Source organism: Nonomuraea sp. NPDC003201 (assembly GCF_053590415.1).
In genome coordinates this window covers 1-20,186 of sequence record NZ_JBSFTC010000215.1, presented here as the reverse complement: position 1 = coordinate 20,186, position 20,186 = coordinate 1, and the positions used below count along the sequence as shown (strand labels likewise).

Below are 20,186 nucleotides of genomic sequence, written 5' to 3'. Positions count from 1 at the left end.
CGCGTGCCGCCCCTGCCTGACCAGGCGCGCCCCGTCGGCGGCCCACGCGGCGAAGCGGCCCACGTCCGTCTGCCCGGGCGTGACGTCCAGCACGTAGCCGGGCTCGCGGGTGAGCAGCACCCGGGGCGGCGTGCGCGGCTTGCGGTCCGGCTCCAGCACCCGCCGCAGATGCGAGACGTACGCCTGCAGCGTCGCCGTGGCCTTGGCCGGCGCCTCCCCCGCCCACAGCTCCTCGATCAACCGGTCGAGCGGCACGACGCGGCCGGGCTCGAGCGCCAGCCTGGCCAGGACCGCCCGCTGCTTGCGGGTGCCGAGGTCGAGCCGGTTGCCGTCGCCGTCGTCCACCTCAAGCGGACCGAACAGTCTGAACTCCACGAACCCCAAGTCAACCTCAATTCCCTCTCAAGTGCCGAAACGCATGCTTGATCCCATGAACGAGCTGAAGAGTCTGACGACCGGCCGCGTGCTCCTCCCCGGCGACGAGGGTTTCGACGAGGCGCGCAGGCCGTGGAACCTGGCCGTCGACCAGCGGGTGCGCGCGGTCGTCGAAGCGGCCGACGCCGACGACGTGGCGGCCGCGGTCGGCTACGCCCGCCTGCACGGGCTGGCGGTGACCGCGCAGCCGAGCGGCCACGGCGCCTCCGGCGACACCGAGGGCACGATCCTGCTGCGGACCGGCGGCCTGGGCGGAGTGGAGATCGACAACGGGGTGGCGCGCGTCGGCGCGGGTGTGAAGTGGGGCGAGGTGCTGGCGGCGGCGAGCCCGCTCGGGCTGACCGGCCTCGCGGGCAGTTCCCCCGTGGTCAGCGTGACCGGGTACACGCTGGGTGGCGGGCTGAGCTGGTTCAGCAGGAAGTACGGCTTCGCCGCCGACAGCGTGCGGGCCTTCGACGCGGTGGACGCCGAGGGCCGGCGGATCCGGGTGACGGCCGAGCGGGACCCCGGGCTGTTCTGGGCGCTGCGGGGCGGCGGCGGTGACTTCGCGGTGGTGACGGCGATGGAGTTCGACCTGCGGCCCGCCCCCTTCCTGTACGGCGGGCGGATCACGTGGCCGATCGAGCGGGCGCCCGAGGTGCTGGCCGCCTTCCGCGAGGTCACCGCGAGCGCGCCGGACGAGCTGACGGTCTGGTTCGACCTGCTGCAGATCCCCGGCGGGCCGGGGTTCGTCATGATCGACAGCACGTACCTGGGCCGGGACCCGGGCACGCTGCTGCGGCCCTTCGAGCTGATCGGCGGCGCGCTCAGCGACAACCGGCGGCTGCTGCCGGTCGCCGAGCTGGGCTCCATCTGCGACGAGCCCACCGATCCCCAGCCCGGAACCAGCCGGTGCGAGCTGCTGACCGGGCTCGACGGCCAGGTGGCCGGCGTGCTGCTGGGCGAGCCGATCGACCCGTTGATCAGCGTGCAGATCCGGCACCTGGGCGGCGCGCTGTCCAGGCCCGCCGACGGGGGCGGCGCCGCGGGGCACCTGGACGAGCCGTACCTGATCTACGCGATCGGCGCGCCCACCGAGGCCACGGCCGAGCGCCTGGAGCGGCTGGGCAAGGCGCTGGTGCCGTTCAGCAGCGGGCGCAGGCCGTACACGATGCTGCACGGCGGCGAGCAGGCCGCGGCGGCGTTCCCGAGCGAGTCGCTGGCCCGGCTCCGCGACCTCAAGCGCTCCCGCGACCCGCACGGCGTCATCCGAGCCAACTTCCCCGTGCTGGGGTAGAGCCGGGCGGCGCCGCTCAGGGCCGGATCTGGTGCGTGATGGACGGGTCGGTGATCGCGGTGTCGGCGGCCAGGAGGAACGCCTTCGACAGGACGATCGACAACATGCCGCCGTCCTCCTCGAAGGGCAGGAAGACCGGGTCGCCGGAACCGCGGCGGGGGACGATGCACAGGTAGGCGTCGTTGGGTTCCATGAGGATGTTGCCCGAGCCGAGGTGGATCCTGTAGGTGCGCAGGTCACCGCGGACGCGCAGGAACCGGTCGGCGATGGTGCAGCGGTCGGCGATGGCCAGGCGCGGCAACAGCCGGGCCAGCGCGTCACGGCGGATGCGGGCGGTCTCGGTCAGGTCGCCGAAGCCGTAGGACCGCCAGTACTCGCCGTCCCCCTCGGGGTCCAGGCCGGTGGAGGTGACGCCGACGGCCAGGTCAGCGTCACGCAGCACCTCCGACAACGTCAACGGGGCCACCTCGGCCAGCGGGACCCGGCGCCCGCCGGCGTCGGTGAAGTGGAGATCGCCGCTGACGCAGACGGACACCGTGCCCAGGTCATCCCGCTCGAACGAGCCCTCATCCAGATGAAAGCCCCAGTGGGCGACCAGGCCGCCGGGGAGCTCCTTGGCGGCTTCGGCCTGGTCGGAGCCGTACTCCCAGCCCCAGTGGCCCAGTGACATCCCGGTCCAGCCGCGTCCGGTCAGCAACGCCTTCGCCTGACCGTAACGCAGCAGATGACCGGTGAAGCGGCGCGAGTGGTCGAGAGTCTCCTCCTCGGCGGGGGTGAGCAGGTAGACCTCGCGGAATGCCTGCTTGAACGGCTGGCGCAGGCCGTACTCCATGAGGTGGTCGCGCCAGGCGCGCACTTCTTCCATGCTGTGGGAGATGGGGTGCCAGAGGAGCACCGGGGTGTCAGCGTCGGGCTGGATGCGGCGCCCTGCCGGGTCGGTCAGCTCCCAGGTGCCGTCCACGAGCACCGGGCGCCCGGCCGGTCCCTGGAGGATCTCCCAGATCAGGGTCCTGCCCATGGAACCGGTGACCGGGTGGTCGAGGTAGTACTCGCACACCTCGCTCCAGCGCCAGACGCGTTCGGTGGCCAGTGCGCGCTCGATCCGGAAGCGCTCGGCCGGCAAGACCTTCTTGATCTCCTTGGCGGTGGCCTTGAGCTCGGCCAGCAGCTCCTTGTGCTCCTCGCGGACGGCCTTGGGGATCGTCTTGCGGATCTTGCCGGAGGGCTCGACGAAGCTCACCACGCCGTCGAGAGCCAACCGCAGGCCGTGTTCGGTACGGGTGCCGTCGGCGCCCAGCCCGAAGGCCGGGACCGTGCGCTCCAGCAGTTGCTCGGGCGACAGCCCGCTCTGCCCGGCGACCGCGTCCAAGGTCTTGGCCACGCCCGCCAGGATGGTCTTCTTGCGCACCTTGGCCTGCACCCGGGCCAGCTGGGCGACCACCTCCAGACCGCCGCGCCGGGCCAGCACCCCTGTCGCGGCGTTGGCCAGCATCTCGCTGCGCGCGTTGGCGCCGGAGCCGCCGATCCCGGTGCCGGTCGCCACGGCGACGTCGCCCAGCAGCGCGGTCACCCACGGCTTGTCGATCAGCTCGCAGGTCCACACCATGCCGCGCAGCGGTACGGCGGTGCGCTCGCGCAGGAAAACGGTCTCTGACCACTCGCCGCTGCGGGTGGGATGCCGGAGCGTGACCTCACGGTGGGCGATGACCTGGCCGAGGATGTCCTTGATCAATTCAGCGGCCTGCGGGGTCAGCAGCTCGGTAGCCCGCCTGGTCCACCTGGCGCTGGGTTTGGAGGCGGTGGCGGTGTTCCAGTGCCGCAGCAGTGGCAGGACCTCGGGAGCGGTGAGGCGGGTGGCGTGATCGGCGATCATCCGGGTGGCGAACGCGTCGTCCTCCCACATGATGTTGCGGACCGTGGCGCCGGGATCGTCGGTCTCCGGTTCGGTGAGCAGCGCCTCCATCGGCTCGCGGAGGACCTCCCAGGCGGGCTTCCAGTACTGGGCGAACCACCTTTGCATGGAGTTCAGCACGACGCGCCGCTCGTGGTAGGGAAGCCGGGCGGCGGCGGCCAGCGGCAGCCGGTACAGCTCCGCGTAGTTGGTGTGCCGCCAGGTCATCAGGCCGTTGGCCGCGCTCCACAGCTGGGTGACCACCGCCTCGGGAACCTCCGTCAGGTGGCCGATCACCTCGCGGATGACGTCGAGCCGGCGTTGGTCGTGGTCGTGGCCGCCGTCCCAGCCGAGGCTGAGCCGCATCTGCGCCCACAGGGCGAAGAGGCATGACTCGCTCTCGTCGCACTCCTCGACCTTCAAGGCCTGATGGGCGGCGAAGGCGGAGTCGAGCCGCTCGAACACCTCCTTGTGGTCGTTGGCCAGATAGACGAGGTCGTAGCGGTTGTTGAGCGGAGAGTCCTTAAGAATGTCGTAGTTCACGTCAGCCCCCGACCAGCTCGCGCACCCGCAGCCGTACCAGTTCCCGGGCCGAGATCCGCTCGGGCAGGCCGGGCAGGGAGAACGTCTCCAGCTCCCGGCCTGTCGCAGTCTCATCGCGAAACATCACTGATGCCATCGAACGCCCTGTTTCTCGAAGTGCCAGATGATCACGCCATCTATAGCAACGCAGGGCGACAAAACATCAGCGACGTGTGGACTCCGATGATCTTCGAGATGTGGGCGCGAACCCGGACGTCCTAGAGGTCGCCGAAGTCGCCGTGGCGGCCCGCGCCCGCGGCGAAGCGGGCGGCGCCGCCCACGGCGTCGGGCAGCGAGACGAGCCCATGGCGCAGCTCGTTCAGCATCGCCTCCTGCTCGCTCAGCCCCTCCTGCTCCAGCGCCGACAGCCGGTCGCCGCGCAGGCAGGTCTGCGGGAAGCGGGCGATCTCGCGTGCCAGCTCCTCGGCCTGCCGCCGGGCGGTGCCGGTCGGCACGAGCCGGTTGGCCAGCCCCCACTCGTACGCCTCCCGCCCCTCGACGGGCCGGCCGGTGAGGATCATGTCCATGGCCCGTGAGGCGCCGATGAGCCGGGGCAGCCGTACGGTGCCGCCGTCGATGAGCGGCACCCCCCACCTGCGGCAGAACACCCCGAAGACCGCCCCCTCCTCGGCCACCCGCAGGTCGCACCAGAGGGCCAGCTCCAGCCCGCCCGCGACGGCGTGCCCGGCCACGGCGGCGATGACCGGCTTGGACAGGCGCATCCTGGTCGGGCCCATCGGCCCGTCGCCGTCCTCGCCGACGTGGTTGTCGAGCGCCTTGAGGTCGGCGCCGGCGCAGAACGTGCCACCCTCGCCCCACAGCACCGCCACGGCGGCGTCGGAGCCCTCGAAGTCACGGAACGCGGTCGCCAGCGCGTCGGCCGTCTTGCGATCGACCGCGTTACGCGCCTCCGGCCTGCTGATCACCACGGTGGTGACCGGTCCCTCGCGCTCCACGCGTACGGTCATGCGGCCCTCCTCGGGGAAGTCCTCGGGGAACGGGCCGAGCGTACGTCCAAGCCGGGGGTCCCGGCCAGCAACTCACCGTCAGTGATTACCGAGAGACTCCAGACGGATGGCGACGGTCACTGCCGCCGGCCGCCTTCCATACATCCGAGGTGACGTCTTGGCGGAGCCGAACCGCGAAGTCGGCCGGCCGTTGCACCGGATCGGCGATCGAGGGCAGCGTGGCGGCCAGGGTCGCGCCGGCTCGCATCGCGCGCGTCAGGGCGATCGGGCGCATGCTCGCCGAACTGCTACGCGGAGCACGGCCTCGGCGGTCTTGACCCGGAATCTCGCAACGGGCCCAGCGGATGGTGGCAGAATGTGATCATGCGGCCACCCCGAGCGAAGTACTTCAACACCACCGGCCCGTGTGACCCGCAGCGCCACTACATGCTGCCCCCCACGCAGCGGCTGCCGCAGGCACGGGTGCTCATCGACATGGATCGTTTCTTCGTGCTGCACGCGCCCCGGCAGACGGGGAAGACGACCGCGTTGCGCACCCTGGCGTCCGAACTCACCGCCGAGGGTGACATCGCCGCCTTGATGTTCTCCTGCGAGGAGGCCAAGGTGGCCGGCGACGACGTCGGCTGGGCGGAGTCGATCCTGCTGGATTCCATCCGTGACGCTGCCGCGCGGTCAGGATGGCCGAAGGAGCTGTGCCCGCCGAGTCAGTGGCCACACTCCTCTCCGGGCAGCCGATTGCGTGCAGCGCTGCGGGAGTGGTGCCGCCCCTGCCCGCGCCGGGTGGTGCTGTTCCTTGACGAGATCGACGCCCTTCAAGGCAAGAGCATGATCAGCATCCTCAGCCAGCTCCGCGCCGGTCACAACGCGCGACCGGAGGGCCACCCGTTCCCCACGTCCTTGGTTCTGTGCGGATTGCGCGACGTGCGTGATTACAAGGTCGCCTCGGGCGGCGATCCTGACGGATCGAATCCGGCCAGCCCGTTCAACATCATCGCCGAGTCGCTGCGCCTGGGCGACTTCACCGCCGATCAGATCGCCGAGCTGTACGACCAGCACACGCAGGCGACCGGTCAGGAGTTCACCAAGGACGCGGTGGACCGGGCCTTCGAGCTGACCCAGGGACAACCGTGGCTGGTCAACGCCCTCGCCTATGAGATCACCTTCCAGATGAGGGCGACCGGCGACATCACCGCCCGGCAGGTGGAGGAGGCCAAGGAGCGGTTGATCCGGGCGCGCGCCACCCATCTGGACGCACTCGTGGCGCGACTGCACGAGCCCCGAGTCAAGCGAGTGATGGAGCCTGTGGTCGCCGGGTCGTTCCCCAACGTCGATCCCACCTTCTCCGACGACCTCTCCTACGTCCGCGATCTGGGCCTGGTCAAGCAGAAACCTCCGCTGGAGGTGGCGAACCCGATCTATCGGGAGGTCATCCTGCGGGTGCTGGGAGATCCGTCGGAACAGTACGTGATGGCCGAGCCGCGCAGCTTCGTCCTGCCGGACGGCCGGTTCGACCTGGACCGACTGCTGAAGGAGTTCGTCGTGTTCTGGCGCGAGCACGGCGAGGTGCTCATCCGCCAGGAGGGCTACCACGAGGCCGCCTGCCAGATCATCCTCATGGCCTTCCTCCACCGGCTGGTCAACGGCGGAGGCTATCTCGACCGGGAGTACGCCGCAGGCACCAAGCGCCTGGACGTGCTGGTCCGCTGGCCCTACACCGGCCCGGAAGGCGAACGGCTGATGCAGAGCGAGGCGATGGAGCTGAAGGTCTGGCGGGCGGGCGGGGACGACCCGTTGCCCGACGGCCTCGCGCAGCTCGACCGGTATCTGGACCGGCTCACCCTCGACACCGGCGTGCTGGTGGTCTTCGACCGGCGCCCAGAGGCCCCGCCCTGGAAGGAACGAGGCGATTTCGACCAGGCGACCACGCCGTCCGGCCGCGAGGTCACCGTTCTGCGTGCGTGACGGGTGCCCGGGTCTCCGATAAGGACCGATGACCCGCTCACCCGAGCGGTCCTCAGAGGGTGACAGCCCCCGAGATGAGCTCGTCGAACAGCTCCGAGCCCTCCGCCGGGCGGTCGATTCCGCGCAGCGGGCCGTGATCGACGAGGTGGGCCTCGGCGTAGAGCCGGGCCACCAGCGCCTTACGGCCGTCGTCGAGTCCCCAGGCGGCCTGGTCCTCCAGCAGGGCGGCGGCGTACACATCGGCCATGAACTGCGCCAGCGGATACAGCCGCTCCTCCGCCACCGACGGCTCCAGCGCGGCCCACGCCGTGACGGCCTTGGCGAGGTCGTCGATGCGGGCGTGCAGCAGGTCGGAGGTGGCCAGGTCGCGCAGGCGGTCGAGGAAGGGCAGGTGGGCCTGCTCCTTCACCATGGCCCGCCTAACGTCGAGGCAGAGGATGTTGTCGCCGCCCTCCCAGATCGGGTTGACCTGGGCGTCGCGCAGGAGGCGGGCCACCGGCCACTGCTCGATGTAGCCGTTGCCCCCGTGCACCTCGATCGCGTCGCTCGCCGCCGTCACGCCGAGGCGGGCGGCGCGCAGCTTGATCAGGGCGGGCGTGATGCGCAGGCGGGGGCCGGCGAGGCCGTCGAAGGCGAGCGCCTGGGCGGCCTCGACCTCGACGATCAGCTCGCTCAGCTTGCGGCGCATGAGCGGCTGGTCGATGAGCGGCCGTCCGAACGCCTCGCGGGACCTGGCATAGCAGATCGACTCCACGAGCGCGCGCCTGGCCACGCCGACGCCCATCATGGCCACGCCGAGCCGGGAGGCGTTGGTGAGCTTCATCATGGTCCCGAGCCCGGAGCCGGAGCCCTCTCCCGAGAGCGGAAAGGCCTCCGCGTCGCTGAACTCGACCTCCGCCGAGGCGACCGAACGGGTGCCGAGCTTGTCCTTGAGCCGCCGGATCCGCAGGCCGTTGCGGCTTCCGTCCCGCCGGTCCCACAGCACGAGGAACGGCGACACGTTCCCGTCGGGGCGCCTGGCCAGCACCACGAACGCGGATCCGTTGGCGTTGGAGGCGAACCACTTGAAGCCCGTCAGCAGCCACGCGTCGCCCGCGGGCTCCGCCGTGGCCTCCAGCGCGGCCAGGTCGGAGCCGCCCGTCCGCTCGGTGAACATCTGAGCGGCCTCGCCGGAGTAGTAGCCGTTGGCGAAGATCTCCCGCACCCGATCGCGTACGTCCTCGGGCGCGTACTTCTCGGCGAGCGAGACCACCATGTCCCCTCCGGTGCCGAGCGCGCAGCCCATCCCGATGTCGGCCTGATCGAGCAGGTACGTCCAGGCGGCGGCGAGCGCGGCCGGGTTCGCCCCGTGCGCCCGGGCCTCGGCGGCGAAGGACGGGGAGGTGAAGTTGTCCTCCATGAGCGCCCGCCGGGCCGCGTGGAACGACGGCGGCATGACGACCTCGCTGACGTCCCTGCCCCACTTGTCGTACTTCTCCAGCCGCGGCGGGTTGCGGTCGGTCTCCTCGGCGCACTCGGCCACGAGCCCGCCCATCAGCGCGCCCAGCCGGTCCAGGCGCGGCTCCGCCCAGGCGAAGCCCTCGCCCAGGTGGCGCCGCATGAGCAGGCGCAGCGTGGGATCGCAGGTCCACCAGTTGCGCCCGGCGGCGCCCTGGTAGCGCTCGGTGGCGTAACGGTCGCTGCGGTCGAAAGGTTCGATGAGATAGCGCCCCATACTCGCGAGTGTTACATATGCTCGACACGCGATGGAAGACCGTAACACCCTGAGCGCCAGATCGGCCGTGCTGAGCGCGCTGCTGGGCAGCCACCCGCCGCGGCTGCCGGCCCGGCAGCTGGTGCGCATCGGCGCGCTGTTCGGCATCGCCGAAGGCACCGTACGGGTGGCGCTGTCGCGCATGGTCGCGGCCGGCGACCTCCTCCAGGACGGCCGCTTCTACACACTGTCGGAGCGGCTCGCCGAGCGGCAGGCCAGGCAGGACGAGAGCCGCGACCCGCACACCAGGCCATGGGACGGCACGTGGGAGGTCGCCGTGGTCACGGCGGAGCGGCGCGCGCCCGCCGACCGGGCCGCGTTCCGGGCCACGATGACCGCGCTGCGCCTGGCTGAGCTGCGCGAGGGCACCTGGATGCGGCCCGCCAACCTGGTGCGCGCGTGGCCGGAGGCCGTCACGGCGCAGTGCACGCTGATCGACGGCCGCCCGCACGACGACCCCACACCCCTGCTGTGGGACCTGGACGGCTGGGCGGCCGAGGCCCGCAAGCTGGAGCAGGCCCTCGACCGCGCCTTTGACCGGGCCGACGGCCTGGCCGAGGGCTTCCTGGTCTCGGCCGCCGTGCTGCGCCACCTCCTGGCCGACCCGCTGCTCCCGGAGAAGCTGCTGCCGGCCGGCTGGCCGGGCGCGGAGCTGCGCGCCCGCTACGACGACTTCGACCGCCACTACCGCGAGGTGCTGTACGAGCACCTCAAGGACTGAAAACCCCTAGAGGGGCACGCCGAAGATGATCCGGCGGTTCCTGAACTCGGTGACGCTCCACAGCTTGCCGCCCTGCACCGTCAGGTCCTCCGGCCCGATGGGGAATCCCCGCGTCTCCAGCTTGCCGTCGGTCTGGACGAGCAGCTTGCCGTTGGCGTTCGCGCCGGCCGCCTGGCTCAGGTACCACTTGCCGCCCCACGAGATGGCCCCCTGGATCTTGGGCTGTCCCATCACGAAGGCGTCCTCGGGCTCGCCGCCGGCCAGGCCGAGGGGCCAGCGGCCCACCCAGCCGCCCGGGTCGTTCTCGCGGTACTCGCCGGTGACCAGCCGCGGCGTGCCGCCGCTGCGCTCGATCGAGACGAACGAGAAGAGCGGTCCCGGCTTCGCGACCTTCCAGAAGTCGGTCTGCGGCATCACGTACCGGTAGCCGAAGGCGTGGAACTTGCCGCCGTGCCGCCCGACCCGCGTGGGGTCGCCCAGGTCGTTCTGGGCGGTGCGCAGGTCGAGCACGTGCTTCAGGTCGAAGACACGCAGCCCCCGCTTGGTGTCGGCGACGTAGACCAGGTCGCCGTCGCAGGCGATGCCGCCCGCGTGGATGTTGATGGGTCCGTACGAACCATCCGGCTTCGCCTCGACCAGCAGCGCATGCTGATATTTCAGGGTTTTGGGGCTGAGAAAGGACACCCTGATGCCCCGCTCACCCACCTCCGGCTTGAAGTACCAGGACGCCAGGAACGCCGGCACCCCGATCGAGCCCGACTCGTCCGAGCAGGTCAGCCCCTGCGGGTACCAGTCGACCGTGTCCTGGTCCTTGACGTCGAAGGCGTACCACTCGGACGGTTTCGGGCTCATCGCCCCGAGCGTGCCCGATGCCCCCTTGCGGGTCGCCATCCTGTTCGCCTGCGCCAGCACCGCCTCGACACCGGCGCCGCCGATCTCCCCAGCCAGCTTCGCCGCCCCTTCGGCCAGGTCGCCCGTTTCCCTGCGCAAGGCGAAAGGTGCCTTGTTCGTGGGTACCATCCCCGTTGCCGCCATAACTTCCTCGCTTTGCCGTCCCTTGACCTAGTTTGACGGACGGAGTGCGATAGAAGTTTGCCTTCAGGGCCACAAATGCACCGGAAGTCCCGACAGTGACAGCTCACGGTAACGCTGTACGAGTCGTTCCCTGTCGCCCTGGAAACGTTCCAGAGCCTCCCGCTGCCAGACCGCGCCCGTGCGGCGCAGCCGGGTGCGCTGTGCGATCACGCCCAGCGCGCCGTCGGCGTCCGACGGCGTCACCCCCGCCGCGAGCAGCCCTTCCCGCGCCTCGGGCAGCAGGCGGAGCACCAGGTCGGCGGCCTCGAAGTCGACGTCGGAGCCGGGCCAGGAGAGCTTGGCGTCCAGCCCGTGCATGGCGGCGCGGTAGAAGTTCTGGTACGCCTCCCCGAACCGGAAGCCGGTCAGCTCACGCTCCGCCTGCGACAGCGTGAGCCCGAGCAGGAACGCGGTGTTGGCCGCCATGTCCGCGCACGACGGGCCCGCCGGCAGCGCCCGCATCTCGATCCGCAGGTGACCGCCATCGGCCGGGTCGTAGACGGGCCGGTTCCACTGCCAGATCGTGCCCTGGTGCAGCCGCAGCTCCGGCACCTCGTACGGCTCCGCGTCGTCCCGCAGATCCGGCACCACGGGGTCGTAGTCCCGCACGTACCGCTCGAACAGCTCATACGCCCCCTCGCGCACCCAGTCGGAGCCGAACGTGACCCGCCCGTCCCTGCGCTCGCGCCGCTGCACGTCCCGGTCGTCGGCGGCCTCCTCCATCAGCGCGATGCGCGTCTCCTCCCACAGCCGCCTGCCGAGGAAGAACGGCGAGTTCCCGCAGGCGGCCAGCACCGGGCCGATGGCCAGCTGGGCGGCGTTGAACAGCCGCGCGAAGCGGTCGGGCGGCGTGCGGATGTGCACCTGCCAGGAGGTGTTGGCGCTCTCGAGGATCACGTCCTCCACCGACAGCTCCAGGTCGTCGATCTTGACCAGGAACGGCTCCAGCCGCAGCCGCCTGATGCCCCTGCTCATGGCCCGGTAACGGTTCTGGTCGCTCATCGCGCCGACCGTGAAGTCCTCGGCGTCGAGCGTGGGCAGGATGCCGATGGGCAGCGCGCCTCCGCCCTCCACCGCCCCGTCCACCTTCACGATCGTCTCCTGCACCTCGCCGCTCAGCCGCTCGAAGGGCCGGCCGGCCAGCGGCGTCGGGGTCAGGTTCACCTCGACGTTGTAGCGGCCCAGCTCCAGCACCACGCGGGGGTCGCCGAGGGCTTCGAGCACCTGGCTGTTGCGGGGCAGCGGCCGGCCCCGCTCGTCGATCAGGAACAGCTCCAGCTCGGCCCCGACCGTCGCCGGGCCCTGGCCGAAGCCGGGGGTGGCGAGCAGCTCGCGCAGGACGCCGAGCTGCTCCCGGATCCGCTCCCCGAAGGCGGCGTACTCCGCCTCGGAGAAGCGCTCCTTATCTAGATCTCGTCCCATCACCCCCTTCTGTCCTATTCACCTGGCTTGACACATCACCAATGGATAGATCCCCTGTCCTCCAGGTACGCCCCGGTGGGGCCGTCGGCGTCGAGGGTCGCGAGCCGCACGGCGATGGCCGCGCCCTGCTCGGCGGTCTGGAACCCGCTGTGCCCGTTGAGGTCGGTGGCGCAGTAGCCGGGGTTGGCCGCGTTCACCTTGATCGGGGTGTCGATCAGCTCCTTGGCGTAGCTGACGGTGACCATGTTGAGCGCGGTCTTGGAGGAGTTGTAGGGCATGATGTTGACGTCCCAGAAAGGGCTCTCCCGGTCCATCGCCATGGTCAGCGAGCCCAGCTCGGACGTCATGTTCACGATCCGGCCCGCCTCCGACTCCCGCAGCAGCGGCAGCATCGCGTTGGTGACCGTCACCACGCCGAACACGTTCGTCTCGTAGACCTCCCTGAGCACCCCGGCGGGGGTGGCGCTGGGACGCGGGTCCATGAAGCCGCCGGTGATCCCGGCGTTGTTGACCAGGATGTCCAGCCGGCCGTACTCCTGCTCGACCCACTTCGCGGCCGCGGCCACGCTCGCCTCGTCGGTCACGTCGAGCCGCACGTACGGCTGCCCCAGCCGCTCCGCGGCGGCCCGCCCGCGCTCCTCGTCGCGCGCCCCCACGATCGTGGTGACACCCTGCTCGGCCAGCAGTCGCGCGATCTCGTAGCCGATTCCCTTGTTGGCGCCCGTGATGAGGGCAATCTTCGTCATGCGCCCACGTTCACCCAGGTCATGGCGGGTCCGGGAGAGGTCTGGAGAGGCTGGTATCAGCGGTACCACCCACGCGCGGCCGGACAACGCTGAGGATGGAGGCATGAACCGCGACGAACTCGCCGACTTCCTGCGCGTCAGGCGCGCCCGTGTCACCCCCGCCGAGGTCGGCCTGCCGGGCGGCGAGCGGCGCCGCACGCCGGGCCTGCGCAGGCAGGAGGTCGCGCAGCTCGCCGGCATGTCGATCGACTACTACATCCGGCTGGAGCAGGGCCGGGGCCCGCACCCGTCCCGGCAGGTGCTCAACGCGCTGGCCCGGGCGCTCATGCTGAGCCAGGACGAGCGCGCCCACCTGCTCCACCTGGCCGGACACGCGGTGGAGACGCCCCTGATCAGGGAGGACGTGCCCGAGAGCCTGCTGCACCTGATCGAGTTCCTGGAGGAGGTCCCCGCGTACGTGCTGGACGCCAGGTACGACATCCGCGCCTGGAATCCCCTGGCCAACGCGCTCATGGGCGGCCTCGACACCGTGGACCCGGAGGACCGCAACGTCATCCGCTGGGTCTTCATGTCCCCCGACATCGCCGAGCACCTCAGCGACGAGGAGAAGGGCCGCTTCGCCCGCTCCTCCGTCGCCGACCTGCGCGCCGCCGCGGGCCGCTACCCTGACGACCGCAAGATCCAGGCGCTGGTCGCCGAGATGCTCGCGCTCAGCCCGCACTTCGCCGAGCTGTGGGCCAGGTACGAGGTCAAGATCCGCAGGGAGCAGCGCAAACAGGTCACGCATCCGCTGGTCGGCACCATCGACGCGATCTGCCAGGTCATGCCCGTGCCCGACCGCGACGACCTCCGCCTCGTCCTCTACACCACCGAACCCGGTTCGCCCTCCCACCAGGCCTTGCGCGACCTGCGGCAACTGACCCTAAGCTCATAGGCGGGCGAGAGGGCGATGGCTACCATACTTCCCCTTGCAAGGCGTAGGTGTATCCGTCCGCTCGTTGTAGCAGGCGTATGTGGCGGTAACTGATGCTTTGGACGGTGCCGTGAGCGGTGGTGATGTTGAAGCTGCCGCTGGCGCGGACAGCGACGCGGCCAGTGTGTGTGCCTTGCTTTTTCCCAGTAGGGACGACAGCGATCACCAGGTCGCCGGTGGCGTAGCCGAAAAACGTCTTGTGCCTGGGGAGGCGGAGGCGGGGGAAACCGTGCTTGTCGGTGCGGGTGCGGGTGTGAGTACCACGACCGGTGCATCCCACGACCAGCACCGCGGACACGATTTGAGCGATGGCGTCGAGTTCGCCGACGGCCAGGGCATCGAGGGTGTGGGTTTGGGCAGGCGACTGCGGGTGCGGTTCCACTTGGTTAGCAGGTATTCGCGGACCTCGGTTCCGTGCAACGTGCCGTGCTGGTATTCCACACATTCCAGAGGCCGGCCGGCGCTGATGGCGTGGGTATCGAAGGCGACCCGCTCCAGGTGCACCGCCCGCACCGGCGCCCAACGAGCCAGCCGGTCCACCCGCGAGACCGTGGTGACCACACGGTGGCGAAGAGATGGCGGCAACCACTCTTGGCGGCGGCCGCGGTTCGAGAAGCGCGGCATCCGATAGCGCAGCTTCCGGACACGGCGGGCACGCCGGTAGGCAGCTCGCTGCTGCATCTTCCTGAGGATGCTCGCGCCGCGGTGGTCGAGCTGGATGCCGTACCGGGCGCGGCGCTGTCCGGCTCGTGCGGTGAACACGGCAATCCCGGTGTGCCGGGAGCCGGGGTCGACGCCCAGCCCCACGCCATCGATCTCACTCTCTGCTGTGGTGCGGTCCTTCAGACGAATGACGAACGGTGTGTGGCGATGGACAACGGCCCTTCCCCTCTTGAGCAGTTGGCGCGCTCTGGCCGAGGTGCAGGGCTGCAGCGGGTACCCATGCTTGTCAAGCACGAACACATAGGGAGGGGACTCACGTCCCTTCTCCCGGACCGGATGGTCCGGGGTGACGCCCCCGGCGGCAGGTGAAGTGCCGGGGATCTCCTCTCGCACATGTTGTCCATACCGCCGAACCCCGTTCCCAACAGGCCTCGCGCGACCTGCGGCAACTGACTCTAAAGCTAGGCTGATGAAATGCGAGCGGTTGCCTTTGAAATCTTCGGTGGTGAGCTCGACGTGCGCGAGCTGCCCGACCCGTCCCCCGCCCCGCACGGAGCGGTGATCAGGGTCGAGGCGACGGGGCTGTGCCGGTCCGACTGGCACGGCTGGCAGGGGCACGACCCCGACATCAAGGTCCTGCCCCACGTGCCGGGCCACGAGCTGGCGGGCGTCGTCGAGGCGGTCGGCTCCGACGTGCGCGGCTGGCTGCCGGGGGCGCGGGTGACGGTCCCGTTCATCTGCGCCTGCGGCTCGTGCCCGTCCTGCGCCACCGGCGACCAGCAGGTGTGCGAGCGGCAGACGCAGCCCGGCTTCACCCACTGGGGCTCGTTCGCCGAGTACGTGGCCATCGACCACGCGGACGTCAACCTGATCGCGATCCCCGAGGACATGGACTACGCCACGGCGGCCGGGCTCGGCTGCCGCTTCGCCACCGCCTTCCGCGCCGTGGCGCAGGTCGGCGAGGTGCGGCCGGGCGAGTGGGTGGCGGTGCACGGGTGCGGCGGCGTGGGCCTGTCGGCCGTGATGATCGCGACGGCGGCCGGGGCCCGCGTGGTGGCCGTGGACATCAGCACCGACGCGTTGCACCTGGCGGAGCGGGCGGGCGCCACGCACTTCGTCAACGGTTCGGCCGGGGACGTGGCGGCCCAGGTCAGGGAGCTGACCAGGGGCGGCGCCCACGTGTCGATCGACGCGCTGGGCAGCCCGCAGACCTGCGCCGCCTCCATCGAGAGCCTGCGCCGCAAGGGCCGCCACGTTCAGGTGGGGCTGCTGCCGGGAGGGCCGACGCCGGTGCCGATGGGCCGCGTGATCGGCCATGAGCTGCGGCTGCTGGGCAGCCACGGCATGGCCGCGCACGCGTACCCGCCGATGCTGGAGATGATCAGGGCCGGGATCCTCCATCCCGACCAGCTCGTCACCCGCACGATCGGGCTGGCCGACGCCGGCAAGGCGCTGGCCTCGATCGGCTCGGTGCCGGGCGTCACGATGATCACTCCTCGAGTTCCACTCTGAGCGTCCTGAGCACGAGCGCCAGCATGGTGTAGTGGGCCACCAGCACGACCAGCTCGATCCGGCCCGGCTCGTCGTAGCGGTCGCAGAGCGCCGTCCAGGTGGCGTCGGTCAGGTCGCCGATGGAGTGGAGGTCGTCGGCGACCTGGAGGATGAGCTGGTCCTCGACCGGCCAGAGGGCGTCCGGGTGGCTCACCGAGGCGATCTCCACGTCGGTGAGCCCGGCCGCGCTGCCCAGGCGCGCGTGGTGGGCCCACACGTAGGCGCTGCCGGTGTGGTAGGCGGTGCGCAGGATGGCCAGCTCGCGGTCGCGGGCGGGCAGCGTGCCGTCGAGCAGCGCGCCGCCGAAACCCAGCCACTCCTTGTAGAGCGCCGGGTGGCGGGCCAGCGTGGTGAACACGTTCTGCGGGTTCGCCTTCGTGAAATCGTCCCATTCTTCGGGCGGGAGGGGGCGTACGCGTGGTTCCATGTCCATGACCATTCCACAAAAGCGCATGTTTGGCCTGACGGTTATTTGGCAGGACTTTTCACATCCGGGTCAATAAGTCAGGATTAGGAAGCCCGCAGACGTTGCAAGCCGGCCGACCGCAAGGACGCATGGTGATTCGAACGTTGCTCGCTGAGGACATGAACCTGGTACGTGGGGCGATCGTGGCGCTGCTGGCTTATGAGGAAGACATCGAGGTCGTGGCCGAGGTCTCCAGGGGAGACCGCATCCTGGCCGCGGCCAGGGCCACCCGGCCCGACGTCGCCGTCATCGACATCGCGTTACCCGGCAAGGACGGGCTCACCGCCGCCGGCGAGCTGCACGCGAAGCTGCCCGAGTGCGGGGTGCTCATCCTGACCGGCGTGGGCACGCCGGGCCTGCTCAAGCAGGCGCTCGACGTGCACGTACGGGGCTTCATGGCCAAGGACGCCCCGCCGGACCGGCTGGCGGACGGGATCCGCCGGGTGGCCGAGGGAGAGCGGGTCATCGACTCGGAGCTGGCCATCGCGGCCATGCGGCCGCCCGAGGCGCCGCTGACGCCGCGCGAGCTGGACGTGATCGGGGCCGCGGCGGACGGGGCGTCGATCGGGGAGATCGCGGCGTCGCTGTTCCTGTCGGAGGGCACGGTACGCAACTACCTGTCCAAGACGACGGCCAAGCTGGGCGCCCGCAGCAGGATCGACGCCATCCGCATCGCCAGGGAGTCAGGCTGGATCTAGGCCGATCACCTCCAGGCCCGTGTGCGCGGCCAGGAAGGCGAGGGCGTCCGCCGCCAGCGCGACCGACCTGCTGGCCGCCCGCGCGCCGTGGCCCACGTCCGGCTCGTGCCGGAGCAGGATCGGCCGGTCCCCGCCGGCCGCCCACTGCAGGGCGGCGCACATCTTGCGCGCGTGCATCGGATCGACCCGCGTGTCGCCCGCCGAGACCGTGAACAGCGTCGCCGGGTAGTCCGTCCCCTTTCTGACGTGGTGGTAGGGCGAGTAGGCGAGCAGCCAGCCGAGTTGTTCGGGGTCGTCGGGGTCGCCGTACTCGCCGGTCCAGGAGGGTCCGAGGCCGCCGAGGTGGTAGCGGGCCATGTCGAGCAGGCCCGCCGAGCACACCGCCGCCGCGAACAGGCCGGGCCGCTGGGTGAGGGCCGCGCCGACGAGGAGGCCGCCGTTCGACTCGCCCCAGATGCCGAGCTGCCCGGGGGTCGTCCAGCCGTCGGCGATGAGCTTGCCGGCGGCGGCCGCGAAGTCGTCGAAGACGTTCTGCTTGCGCTCCCGCATGCCGTCCCGGTGCCACTCCTCGCCCTCCTCGCCGCCGCCTCTGAGGTTGGCGACGGCCAGCACGCCGCCCGCCTCGACCCAGGCCAGGGAGTCGGCGGCGTAGCCGGGGCGCAGGGGGATGCCGAAGCCGCCGTACCCGGTGAGGATCGTGGGACGGGGGCCGCCCGCCGACGGGCCCGCCACCACGACCATGCGGACGCGGGTGCCGTCGGCCGAGGCGTATTCGATGTGGTGGCTGCGCACGGCGGGCCGGCTCACGTGGCCAGGCGGGGCCGACCAGAGGGTGGTCTCGCCGGTGCGGACGTCGTGGCGCCAGACCTCGGGGGGTGTGACGGCGTCGGTGTAGGCGAACCACGCCTCGGAGCCGCCGCCGGGGCGCGAGGTCAGCGAGGCGATCGTGCCGCTGCCGGGCAGCGGCACGGAGCCCAGCCGCTCCCCCGTGCGGGCGTGGTGGACGGCGATCTCCCCCACGGCGTGGCGGGTCCGGGCGACGAGCAGCCGGTCGCCGTCGAGCACGGTGAACGCGCCCAGCACCGCCTCCGGGTCCTCGGGGATCAGCTCCCGCCACGCGGCGGGCTCGGCCGGATCGGCCACGCAGAGCCTGCGCCGCGGCGCGTCCCGGTCGGTGACCAGGTAGAGGCGGCCGTCGCAGGCCACCGCGGCGGCCAGCGCGTCCGGTACGGGGCGGGGCTCGTCCCGGCCGCCCGGCTCGGCGAGCCAGAGCGAGCCGCCCGCCGAGATCGTCAGCCAGCGGCCGTCGGCGCTGATCTGCACGCCGTACCGGAGCGGCCCGCGCGTGAAGACGGGGACGTCCGCCGCGTCGCCGATCCTGTGCAGGTATACGCCGTCGTGGAAGCGCACGTAGTAGAAGGCCGCGCCGCCCGGCAGCCAGGCGACCGCGGAGTAGCGGCAGCCGCCGATGGGCCCGTCCACGACGGCCCCGGTGTCGACGTCCCTGACGTACAGGTCCGCCTTCTCGTCGCCCCGGCGCGAGATCTGGTACGCCAGCAGGCGCCCTTCCAGGTCGGGCTGCCAGTCGTCCAGGGTCGTGAGCCCCGTGGGGTCGAGGTCCATGGGGTCGAGGACGACGCGGTCGCCGCAGTGGAGGACCGGGTGTTCCTGGGAGGTGGTCTGGCGCAGGTGGAAGCTCCGCTCGCCGCGCCAGACCGGCGGGGTGACCAGGCCCGTCTCCCTGAGCTCGGTGAGCCGGGCGAGGAAGCGCTCGCGCTGGGGCAGCCGGGCGGCGCTGTCGTGCCACAGCCGGTCCTGCTCGGCCAGCCAGGTCTTGGTGGCGGGGTCGTCGGGGTCTTCGAGCCCGCGGTACGGGTCGTCGATCTCACCTGGTGTCGAGCTGCCGGGGAGGCGCTCGGCGCGCGGATACTTGTCCAGAAATTTCATGACACGGGCTCCGGATGCCAGTGGCCGGCCAGGTCGGCGTAGAGCGGAGAGGTCCTGATCAGTTCGTCGTGGGTGCCGATGGTCACCCGGGTTCCGTCCATGAGGAGGATGCGGCGGGCGCGCAGCGCGGAGGTGAGGCGGTGCGCGACGACGACGAGCGTGCCGCCGCGCCGCGCGAACGCGGTCTCCGCACGGGCCTCGGCGGCGGGGTCGAGATGGCAGGTGGCCTCGTCGAGGATGACCAGGGGGGCGGGGGTGAGGTAGGCGCGCACGAGCGCGATGAGCTGGCGCTGCCCGGCCGACAGCGCCGCCGGGTCGAGGCGGGCCTCGTACCCGCCCAGCTCGTCCACCAGCTCGCGGGCGCCGACAGCCGCGACGGCCTCGTCCAGCTTCCCGGCGAGATCGGGGGCGTCCGGCGTGCCGAGGGCGATGAGGTTCTCCATGAGGGTGCCGCGGAAGGCGTACGCCTCCTGGGGGATCAGCACGCGGGCGGCGGGGTCGAGCCGGTCTGCGGGGACGCCGCCGACCAGCGCCTCGCCCGTATCGGGCCGGAGCATGCCGCTGACCAGGGCCGCGAGCGTGGACTTGCCCGCGCCGCTGGGCCCCACGACCGCGAGGTGGTCGCCCTCGGGGATGGCGAGGTCCAGGCGGTCGACGACGGGGGCCGAGTGCGGGCCGTACGCGAAGGTGACGGCGGAGAGCCGCACGTCGCAGGCGCTGGGGCGGATCCTGGGCCGGGGCGGCCCGATGGGCGGGACGGACGCGGCGATGCGGCCGAGCGTGGCGGCCAGCCGGATGCCGCTGACGCCGAGGCCCTGCACGAGGCCGCCGAGCGCGGGGGCCAGGGACTGCGTGACGTACGCGAGCGTGCCGGCGATCACGCCGGGGCCGAGGCCGCCGTCCAGCAGCCGTGGGGTGCCGGCGAGCACGAGGACGACCGGCAGCCAGCCGCCCACGGCGAGGGCCGCGGTGCGGGCGGCGGTCACCCGGGCGAGCGTGAAGTCTCCAGCATCTCTCAAGAGGTCCGCCGAGTGGGCCCTGCCGTACTGGACCAGGTG

The 20,186-nt window shown here is 71.3% G+C and carries 18 protein-coding genes; 6 read left to right on the top strand and 12 right to left on the bottom strand.

Translation table 11 applies throughout. The annotated features are described in order from the left end of the window. Positions 1-375, bottom strand: a 375-nt coding sequence (locus ACWDX9_RS44195; RefSeq protein WP_449965763.1) for an AfsR/SARP family transcriptional regulator, incomplete at its 3' end; no start/stop codon positions are given. Between the two features lie 55 nt (positions 376-430). Here ACWDX9_RS44195 and ACWDX9_RS44190 point away from each other — a divergent pair. Next, a complete protein-coding gene (locus ACWDX9_RS44190) occupies positions 431-1,711 on the top strand; it encodes an FAD-binding oxidoreductase (protein WP_449965761.1) in 1,281 nt (426 codons plus the stop codon). Positions 1,712-1,727: 16 nt separating this feature from the next. On the opposite strand, the gene ACWDX9_RS44185 is transcribed toward ACWDX9_RS44190, so the two are convergent. The 3 genes from ACWDX9_RS44185 to ACWDX9_RS44175 form a co-directional block, all read right to left on the bottom strand. Then, positions 1,728-4,145: a DUF4132 domain-containing protein gene (locus ACWDX9_RS44185; protein ID WP_449965758.1), complete on the bottom strand. Its 2,418-nt coding sequence runs from the start codon at positions 4,143-4,145 to the stop codon at positions 1,728-1,730. A 1-nt stretch (position 4,146) separates the two neighbouring features. Then, positions 4,147-4,272 (bottom strand): hypothetical protein, encoded by a 126-nt coding sequence (locus tag ACWDX9_RS44180; protein WP_449965755.1) that lies wholly within the window; start codon positions 4,270-4,272, stop codon positions 4,147-4,149. A 130-nt stretch (positions 4,273-4,402) separates the two neighbouring features. Beyond that, positions 4,403-5,152 carry a crotonase/enoyl-CoA hydratase family protein gene (locus tag ACWDX9_RS44175; RefSeq protein ID WP_364239059.1) on the bottom strand — a complete coding sequence of 250 codons (750 nt, stop codon included), beginning with the start codon at positions 5,150-5,152 and terminating at the stop codon, positions 4,403-4,405. Positions 5,153-5,515: 363 nt separating this feature from the next. On the opposite strand from ACWDX9_RS44175, the gene ACWDX9_RS44170 reads away from it, so the two are divergent. After that, on the top strand, positions 5,516-7,114 hold the full coding sequence (locus tag ACWDX9_RS44170; RefSeq protein WP_449965752.1) for an AAA family ATPase: 1,599 nt from the start codon (positions 5,516-5,518) through the stop codon (positions 7,112-7,114). Positions 7,115-7,166: 52 nt separating this feature from the next. On the opposite strand, the gene ACWDX9_RS44165 is transcribed toward ACWDX9_RS44170, so the two are convergent. Further along, a complete protein-coding gene (locus tag ACWDX9_RS44165; protein WP_449965749.1) occupies positions 7,167-8,828 on the bottom strand; it encodes an acyl-CoA dehydrogenase family protein in 1,662 nt (553 codons plus the stop codon). A 31-nt stretch (positions 8,829-8,859) separates the two neighbouring features. On the opposite strand from ACWDX9_RS44165, the gene ACWDX9_RS44160 reads away from it, so the two are divergent. Continuing rightward, complete coding sequence (locus tag ACWDX9_RS44160) at positions 8,860-9,588, top strand: PaaX family transcriptional regulator C-terminal domain-containing protein (protein WP_449965746.1); 729 nt, start codon at positions 8,860-8,862, stop codon at positions 9,586-9,588. A 6-nt stretch (positions 9,589-9,594) separates the two neighbouring features. On the opposite strand, the gene ACWDX9_RS44155 is transcribed toward ACWDX9_RS44160, so the two are convergent. The 3 genes from ACWDX9_RS44155 to ACWDX9_RS44145 all read right to left on the bottom strand — a co-directional run bounded on the left by ACWDX9_RS44155 (position 9,595) and on the right by ACWDX9_RS44145 (position 12,830). Next, positions 9,595-10,578, bottom strand: coding sequence for a hypothetical protein (locus ACWDX9_RS44155; RefSeq protein ID WP_449965744.1), 984 nt, complete (start codon positions 10,576-10,578; stop codon positions 9,595-9,597). 108 nt (positions 10,579-10,686) lie between these two features. Continuing rightward, positions 10,687-12,084, bottom strand: coding sequence for a glutamate--cysteine ligase (locus tag ACWDX9_RS44150; RefSeq protein WP_449965742.1), 1,398 nt, complete (start codon positions 12,082-12,084; stop codon positions 10,687-10,689). 35 nt (positions 12,085-12,119) lie between these two features. Next, entirely contained in the window at positions 12,120-12,830 is a 711-nt protein-coding gene (locus ACWDX9_RS44145) for an SDR family oxidoreductase (protein ID WP_449965739.1), read from the bottom strand. Positions 12,831-12,933: 103 nt separating this feature from the next. Here ACWDX9_RS44145 and ACWDX9_RS44140 point away from each other — a divergent pair, with 103 nt between their 5' ends. Next, positions 12,934-13,764: a helix-turn-helix transcriptional regulator gene (locus ACWDX9_RS44140; RefSeq protein ID WP_449965737.1), complete on the top strand. Its 831-nt coding sequence runs from the start codon at positions 12,934-12,936 to the stop codon at positions 13,762-13,764. A 201-nt stretch (positions 13,765-13,965) separates the two neighbouring features. On the opposite strand, the gene iscB is transcribed toward ACWDX9_RS44140, so the two are convergent. Then, positions 13,966-14,859 (bottom strand): RNA-guided endonuclease IscB, encoded by an 894-nt coding sequence (gene iscB, locus ACWDX9_RS44135; RefSeq protein ID WP_449965735.1) that lies wholly within the window; start codon positions 14,857-14,859, stop codon positions 13,966-13,968. A gap of 81 nt (positions 14,860-14,940) precedes the next feature. On the opposite strand from iscB, the gene ACWDX9_RS44130 reads away from it, so the two are divergent. Next, positions 14,941-15,978 carry a zinc-dependent alcohol dehydrogenase family protein gene (locus ACWDX9_RS44130; RefSeq protein WP_449965732.1) on the top strand — a complete coding sequence of 346 codons (1,038 nt, stop codon included), beginning with the start codon at positions 14,941-14,943 and terminating at the stop codon, positions 15,976-15,978. On the opposite strand, the gene ACWDX9_RS44125 is transcribed toward ACWDX9_RS44130, so the two are convergent. Beyond that, a complete protein-coding gene (locus ACWDX9_RS44125) occupies positions 15,956-16,450 on the bottom strand; it encodes a carboxymuconolactone decarboxylase family protein (RefSeq protein WP_449965729.1) in 495 nt (164 codons plus the stop codon). The genes ACWDX9_RS44130 and ACWDX9_RS44125 overlap by 23 nt on opposite strands. Before the next feature lie 122 nt (positions 16,451-16,572). Here ACWDX9_RS44125 and ACWDX9_RS44120 point away from each other — a divergent pair, with 122 nt between their 5' ends. Next, positions 16,573-17,181, top strand: coding sequence for a response regulator (locus ACWDX9_RS44120; protein ID WP_397365424.1), 609 nt, complete (start codon positions 16,573-16,575; stop codon positions 17,179-17,181). Here the strand turns inward: ACWDX9_RS44120 and ACWDX9_RS44115 are convergent. Beyond that, entirely contained in the window at positions 17,167-19,128 is a 1,962-nt protein-coding gene (locus ACWDX9_RS44115) for a prolyl oligopeptidase family serine peptidase (protein ID WP_449965727.1), read from the bottom strand. The genes ACWDX9_RS44120 and ACWDX9_RS44115 overlap by 15 nt on opposite strands. Then, positions 19,125-20,186 (bottom strand): ATP-binding cassette domain-containing protein (locus tag ACWDX9_RS44110; protein ID WP_449965724.1); only part of this gene is annotated, 1,062 nt, incomplete at its 5' end. The genes ACWDX9_RS44110 and ACWDX9_RS44115, both read right to left, overlap by 4 nt.